The sequence below is a fragment of the Paenibacillus sp. OT2-17 genome (assembly GCF_009827695.1).
Lineage (GTDB): Bacteria > Bacillota > Bacilli > Paenibacillales > Paenibacillaceae > Paenibacillus > Paenibacillus polymyxa_B.
Genome location: NZ_WUDQ01000200.1, coordinates 1 through 6066 on the forward strand (window position 1 = coordinate 1; position 6066 = coordinate 6066).

Genomic DNA, 6066 nt, shown 5'->3' on the forward strand with positions numbered 1-6066 from the left:
AACCATTTGTATATCATGTATTTTCGCGCAAGCATGGGGATCTGGAACGGGACTATAATTTCTTTAAGCTCCAGGCGGGATATTATTCTCAAGGAAATGGTAATTTTCGCGATGCGAACCAGAACCGGAGAAATGATGTGTGGTTTAACCCCGGCATAGGAGATTTCAATATCCGTTTGTTTATGAGCCTGATTCAGCCAGACGGCTATAATCCGCTTGTTGTAAAGGGGTGTAGCTTTCAAATACGAGAGCTGGAACCGTTGCTAGGACAGGTGGAGGTGGCAGATCATTCGTCTTTGCGTGCTTTTTTCCAATCGTCGTTCACCCCGGGTGAGCTGATTCAACATATCATTCATGACAACATCGCGCTAAAGCAAACGGTTGAGACGTTTGTAACCGAAGCTCTCAAGCATTCCGAACAATGCTATGAGGCTGATTTTGGTGAAGGTTTTTGGATCGACCATTGGACTTATAACATGGATCTCATCGAAAGTTATCTAAGTATTTATCCGGACAAACAAGAGGAACTCTTGCTCGCGACCCGAGAGTACATGTATTACGACAGTCCGGCATGGGTACAGCCACGTCGACACAAATACGTGCAGATGAAGGACGGACGTATCCGTCAGTACGGGGCGGTCGTAGAGAGCAAGGAGAAAGAAGCTCAGCTGCACGCCCGGGATCGCGATGTTCATTGGGTTCGAACCGAACATGGAAGCGGAGAGATTTATAAGTCCAATTTATATGAAAAGCTGCTGTCATTGGCAGCCATCAAGCTGTCCACGCTGGACCCGGAGGGCTTGGGAATTGAGATGGAGGCGGGCAAGCCGGGATGGAATGATTCCATGAACGGACTTCCGGGGCTGTTTGCTTCTGGATTCAGTGAACTGTGTGAATTACAGCGACTCGTAAGATTTTTAATACATGCACAGGTGAAGCTTTTGGGCGATTCTGTGCTACGGTTGCCGCGAGAAGTTGCTAAGTTAATCCAACAGCTGAGGCTCACAATGGAGGAATACTACCACGCTTCTGATGAGGCTGATTACAGGAATGAAAGCAAGGATTACAGCTTCTGGTCACGAATTTCCGATGCTAGAGAAGCGTATCGAGAAACAGTTCGTTTTGGATTTGAAGGGGTAGAAACACCACTAGCGTTTGATGATGTGCTGGTGTTTTTGCGCCAGGCTGAACGTAAGCTCCAACAGGGGATGGATAAGGCTCTGCTTATCGGTGAGGGGATATACCCAACCTTCTTTTATTATGAAGCCAGAGAATTCGAGGTACAGGAGGATGACTGCGAAGACAAGCTCGTAAACATACATTCCTTCGAACGTAAGGATACACCATATTTTCTGGAGGGACCGACCCGGGCTATGAAAGTGGTTGGTGACATTGTAAATGGGCAGAAGCTGTATCGGCAAATCAGGCAGAGTGGACTTTACGACGGGAAGCTGGGCATGTATAAGGTGAATGAAAGTCTGGCGGGGCAGCCATTCGAACTCGGTCGTTCCAGAGCTTTTACGCCGGGTTGGCTAGAAAATGAATCTATATTTATGCATATGGAATATAAATATTTACTTGAGTGTTTAAGGGCGGGTCTATACACTGAATTTTTTTCAGACATTAAAAAAGCGTTACCGCCTTTTATGGACCCAGAGGTCTACGGAAGAAGCACGCTGGAGAACAGCTCCTTTATTGCTAGTATTGCTAATCCTGATGCAAGTTTGCATGGAACGGGATATATTGCGAGGCTGAGCGGATCTACGGCAGAATTTATTCATATGTGGATATGGATGATGACCGGCGGGCAACCGTTTGGCTATGATCATAGGGGCCTATCCTTGAGACTGGAGCCCAAGCTGCCAGGCTGGCTGTTCACAGCTACAGGTGAGCTATCTTTCTGTTTTCTCGGAAGCTGCCAGGTGACTTATTTTAATACGGATCGCAAGGATACTTATGCACCGGAATGCATAGTGACCCAGTATGTACTGCATTACGCCAGTGGCGAAAAGAAGACGATAAGCCAGGCTGTATTAGATCAAAAAGAGGCGCAAGATGTGAGAGAGCGGTTGATTTCCCGTATCGAGGTATATTTGGGGAAATAGCTCCATTAATTAAAGCCGTCATGCTGCAATAACAGAGCATGACGGCTTTTTAAGACTTCATAAATCCTTGTGTTAGGGCAGGGGGACCTATGCTGAAATATCTTTCAAATCCAATATCACAGGGCAGTGGTCACTGCCTGTAATATGACAATCAATGCTCGCATCCATCAATAGCGGACGAAGTCTCTCCGAGACGAGGAAGTAATCAATCCGCCAGCCGATATTCCTTTCTCTCACCTTTGGCATGTAGGACCACCAGGAATAAACATCCGTCCGGTCAGGATAAAAGTATCTAAAGGTATCTATAAATCCGGCGTCTAGTAGCTGTGACATTCTGTCCCGTTCCTCAGGCGTAAATCCGGCATTTCCGTAGTTGGCTTTGGCATTTTTGAGGTCGATCTCCTGATGAGCTACGTTCAAGTCCCCACAAACGATGACAGGCTTCAAAGCATCCAGTTGTTGCAGGTAGCTGCGAAAACGGTCTTCCCATTCCAGTCTGTAGGGTAGTCGGGATAAGTCCCGTTTGGTATTCGGTGTGTACACATTGACGAGATAAAATTTTTCGAATTCCAAAGTAATGGTTCGGCCCTCCGGTTCTTCATTTTCTTCAAGGCCATAGTGCACAGAAAGCGGCTTGATTTTGGTGAAAATAGCCGTGCCGGAATATCCTTTTTTCTCAGCATAATTCCAGTATTGTGTGTATTCCTCCATGTTCTCCATGAGGATCTGCCCTTCTTGAAGCTTGGTTTCCTGTACGCAAAAAATATCGGCATTTGTTTCTTCTAGATAAGTATAAAACCCTTTGGTCACACAGGCTCTTAAGCCGTTTACATTCCAAGATATTAATTTCATTTGTTAATCTCCTTGCTAATTCACGCGGTCAAGCGATGTGATTTGTATATCCTTTGTTGACATAAGCTTATAAATGTCTTCTATCTGGACTTCATAGGTCTTTTCATCAAAATGGTCCTGACCAAACATATAATCGTTTATTTCTATTGCCTTAAGGTTTTGTTTGGTATTCATAGTCGAAGGGAAGTATTCGATATCTAATGAGGCTTTATTTCCGGCCAACACTGTCTTGAGAACTTTCGCGGTTTGTAATACTCGTTCTTTTTCCAATGGCAATCCTGAGTCAGTTAGATCCTCGAATACAATTATACGAATATACTGATCGCCGACCGCTTTGGGATTCAGTTTAAAATCGTCGTATTCTTTGATCATTTTATCCGTAGTCCCTTCTTGCACCCCAGAATGAACAGCGGCTGAATCATCGTAAAGCTTCTGTATAACGGGTTTGAGCTTCATGTCCAGTTGACTCTCCCAAAGGGCGTTAAGATAATTTTCTCTAAATGGGACATCCTCATAAGGACGCTTAGTCATGTTAAAGAGGACGGAAGGATGACGATTAGAGATCACCTCCATGGTATATTCAGTAGAGGGAATACTATGATAGCTAATATTTTGAATTTGAAAGTCCTCTCCATATTTCTGCTCCAGATATTGCTCTGATTCTGCGGCTACGTTGCGTTTATTTTCACCTGTTTGTGTAAAAGGCTCGATAATATCTACGTATTTCATTGTGACTGCAAGAAGTAGAAGTGTAGCTCCCAAAGCGAGACTGAGTAAAGTGCGCCATTTGGAAGGCAAGGATGCAACCGTCGGCGCTCTCTCCGCATGGTGTGGAATTTGAAAAGACCGTACTGTAAAAACAATGCCTAAAATGTGAAAAAGAATGGCCAACGGTCCCGAGATAATAAGCAGGTATCCGAGAGAGAACATTGTAAAATAGATCAGAATTCCCTGTGTGATGATAAGAGCCGCTCCTCCAATCATATAGGAAGGAATGGCGAGATAAAACATACCCAATCCAGTACCTAATATGGAAAGCAAAGTGGCAAGAAAACGATGAATTTCCCGCGACTTTTGCAGTTTATTCGTAGTCAAGGGAGTCAGTCTACCTCCTTCACTTAAAAATGGTGCAACATGATAGATGATAGCAATTTCTGCGTTTTTTTGAAAGAGTAGAGACTTGAAACCAGCGCCTAAAGTAGCGTTGGGCAGACTACTCTTTCTACATTATTTATAATGAAAAAAAGCTCCCTTGCGGAAGCTTTTTTTGGTGTAATATATCAGGAGAGAACTCTCCTATGGTCGACTGAGAAGTATAGGCTAACGATGCCGATGGCCCGACGTTCCCCCGTGGTTTATCTCATGAGAACAAAAAAAGCCTCCATTATGGAAGCTTCTTGTTATGACGTCCCAGGAGGGATTCGAACCCCCGACCGACGGCTTAGAAGGCCGTTGCTCTATCCAGCTGAGCTACTGGGACATAAAATTCAAGCAAATATTAATATATCATATGGATAAAAGAAATTCAAGTCTTATTTTGCATATATCGCTTATTTAAGCTTTATACAGCATAAATTCTGAGTAGACGTAGTTTTTTTTGCCTTATAAAAGGGTATGTTAGAATACAGGTGAATATGTGTAAGACGAGTGGTTGGACTTCGGCTACTGTTTCTCATATAATCTACAAATACTTGAGCTTGCGAAGGAGAGGGGGTGCCTTGAATAAAGGACTCCAAGGTGACGACAAAAGAAAATAATATTGTATTGTTTCCGAAGACACTGGACTATTATCAAATTCAACTTACTGTGATGCTTGAAAACGAACGTTACGGAGAGGCGATGGCGATGCTGCGTTTTTTAATGCAGTGTCAGGGACAGGAGCAGAAGCAATACGATGAATGGAACGCTCTATTACAATGGCTGGAAGCTGCATTTCCACAGTACGCTGACAGCGGAGCGGTAACGGACGCTGTGGAAGAAGAAGTCAGTGAAGTAGAGTTAGCTCGCCGTCATGCACGCTTTAAGCAGGAGCAGGATGCAGGCTACGGCAACAAGCTGTTGCGGATGGCTATGGATGAACCCTTATCCGAACAGACGATTTTAGCATTGGAGCAGTTGTCCTATCTGGAACTCCCAGAAATCGATGATGCCTTGCTTCGCTGGATTACGGAACGGGAAATCCATCCTTTACTTCAATTCCGTGTTCTACAGACCATGCGAAGACGCGGAACGGAAGGGACGATAGAAATCAAACGGGGTGATGAACAAGCGGAAATCGACATTGAAACGGTTCCGTTACAGCCAGGTGATTTTCCAGAGTCGATTATGCGTATTTTGGAACGGGTGGCCGATCAGACTGAGGTGCACGAGCCTACACTATTCTATTTTGCACAGGAGCTGTGGTCACAGTTTGTGATGGCAGTATACGGTACGAAAGATTATAGATCAATGTTGGTGGAAGAGGACGGAATGCCAGATATTTGGGCTGCAGCACTCCATCAGACAGTTTCGGAAAGTTTAAACGGAAATAATAATGAGGAAGAAACCCGTGCTATATATGGCATTACAGATGCGTTGCGCTTCCGTTTTGAGCAGGCGTATCGGTCGATGCGACTATTTGTAGCGGCGGGAATGAACACTCCTTAATGACCGGAAACGTTTACCTGTGAAGCATTCAAAGGGCTGCTCTTGAAAAAGACAGTAATGTTAGATATACTATAGTGGTTATTTTGTGTGCGTTGATTGTAATGAAAACTAAGTGAAGATTTTGTTGGAGGGGAAAGCATAAAATGAAAGCAACTTGGGAGAAAATAGAGAAGAACCTTGGGGTTCTTGAAGTTGAGGTTGACGCGGATCGTGTAGCCGCTGCACTCGACAAAGCTTTTAATAAAGTGGCAAAACAAGTAAGTGTACCAGGATTCCGTAAAGGTAAAGTACCACGTCCTATTTTTGAAAAACGCTATGGTATTGAAAGTCTGTACCAGGATGCAATTGACATCCTGTTGCCAGAAGCTTACAGCCAAGCTGTAGAGCAAACGGACATCTTCCCGGTTGACAGCCCTGACGTTGAAATTGATCAATTTGCTAAAGGCGAATCTTTCAAGTTCAA

The 6066-nt window shown here is 44.2% G+C and carries 4 protein-coding genes, 1 tRNA gene and 1 pseudogene; 3 read left to right on the plus strand and 3 right to left on the minus strand.

The window, feature by feature from the left end:
* Positions 1 to 2105: pseudogene (locus tag GRP75_RS17215) on the plus strand (cellobiose phosphorylase); the annotation flags it as partial.
* Positions 2106 to 2192: 87 nt separating this feature from the next.
* On the opposite strand, the gene GRP75_RS17220 reads toward GRP75_RS17215, so the two are convergent.
* The 3 genes from GRP75_RS17220 to GRP75_RS17230 form a co-directional block, all read right to left on the minus strand.
* Entirely contained in the window at positions 2193 to 2957 is a 765-nt protein-coding gene (locus tag GRP75_RS17220) for an exodeoxyribonuclease III (RefSeq protein ID WP_160789894.1), read from the minus strand.
* Between the two features lie 15 nt (positions 2958 to 2972).
* Complete coding sequence (locus GRP75_RS17225; protein ID WP_160789895.1) at positions 2973 to 4052, minus strand: hypothetical protein; 1080 nt, start codon at positions 4050 to 4052, stop codon at positions 2973 to 2975.
* Positions 4053 to 4363: 311 nt separating this feature from the next.
* Positions 4364 to 4437 (minus strand) — tRNA-Arg (locus GRP75_RS17230).
* Positions 4438 to 4694: 257 nt separating this feature from the next.
* On the opposite strand from GRP75_RS17230, the gene GRP75_RS17235 reads away from it, so the two are divergent.
* Both GRP75_RS17235 and GRP75_RS17240 read left to right on the plus strand, forming a co-directional pair.
* A complete protein-coding gene (locus GRP75_RS17235; RefSeq protein ID WP_209943413.1) occupies positions 4695 to 5603 on the plus strand; it encodes a hypothetical protein in 909 nt (302 codons plus the stop codon).
* 143 nt (positions 5604 to 5746) lie between these two features.
* A partial coding sequence (locus GRP75_RS17240) for a trigger factor family protein (RefSeq protein ID WP_160789896.1) occupies positions 5747 to 6066 on the plus strand: 320 nt, incomplete at its 3' end.